The organism is Asticcacaulis sp. YBE204 (assembly GCF_000495855.1).
Lineage (GTDB): Bacteria > Pseudomonadota > Alphaproteobacteria > Caulobacterales > Caulobacteraceae > Asticcacaulis.
In genome coordinates this window covers 1-1198 of sequence record NZ_AWGF01000027.1, presented here as the reverse complement: position 1 = coordinate 1198, position 1198 = coordinate 1, and the positions used below count along the sequence as shown (strand labels likewise).

Below are 1198 nucleotides of genomic sequence, written 5' to 3'. Positions count from 1 at the left end.
ATCGTACCCCAAACCGACACAGGTGGTCAGGTAGAGAATACCAAGGCGCTTGAGAGAACTCGGGTGAAGGAACTAGGCAAAATGGTGCCGTAACTTCGGGAGAAGGCACGCTGGCATGTAGGTGAAGTCCCTCGCGGATGGAGCTGAAGCCAGTCGAAGATACCAGCTGGCTGCAACTGTTTAATAAAAACACAGCACTGTGCAAACACGAAAGTGGACGTATACGGTGTGACGCCTGCCCGGTGCTGGAAGGTTAATTGATGGGGTCAGCCGCAAGGCGAAGCTCTTGATCGAAGCCCCAGTAAACGGCGGCCGTAACTATAACGGTCCTAAGGTAGCGAAATTCCTTGTCGGGTAAGTTCCGACCTGCACGAATGGCGTAATGATGGCCAGGCTGTCTCCACCCGAGACTCAGTGAAATTGAACTCGCTGTGAAGATGCAGTGTACCCGCGGCAAGACGGAAAGACCCCGTGAACCTTTACTATAGCTTGACACTGAACATTGAGCCTTGATGTGTAGGATAGGTGGGAGGCTTTGAAGCGTGGACGCCAGTCTGCGTGGAGCCATCCTTGAAATACCACCCTTTAATGTTTGATGTTCTAACTCGGCCCCATAATCTGGGGTGAGGACAGTGTCTGGTGGGTAGTTTGACTGGGGCGGTCTCCTCCCAAAGAGTAACGGAGGAGCACGAAGGTTAGCTAATCACGGTCGGACATCGTGAGGTTAGTGCAAAGGCATAAGCTAGCTTGACTGCGAGAGTGACGGCTCGAGCAGGTACGAAAGTAGGTCTTAGTGATCCGGTGGTTCTGAATGGAAGGGCCATCGCTCAACGGATAAAAGGTACTCCGGGGATAACAGGCTGATACCGCCCAAGAGTTCATATCGACGGCGGTGTTTGGCACCTCGATGTCGGCTCATCACATCCTGGGGCTGAAGTAGGTCCCAAGGGTATGGCTGTTCGCCATTTAAAGTGGTACGCGAGCTGGGTTTAGAACGTCGTGAGACAGTTCGGTCCCTATCTGCCGTGGGCGTTGGAAGATTGAGAGGGGTTGCTCCTAGTACGAGAGGACCGGAGTGAACGCACCACTGGTGTTCGGGTTGTCATGCCAATGGCATTGCCCGGTAGCTAAGTGCGGAAAAGATAAGCGCTGAAAGCATCTAAGCGCGAAACTTGCCTCAAGATGAGTCTTCCCTGGG

Annotated in this window: 1 rRNA gene; it reads left to right on the top strand. The window is 53.3% G+C overall.

The annotated features are described in order from the left end of the window. A 23S ribosomal RNA gene (locus AEYBE204_RS39135) occupies window positions 1-1198 on the top strand; the annotation flags it as partial.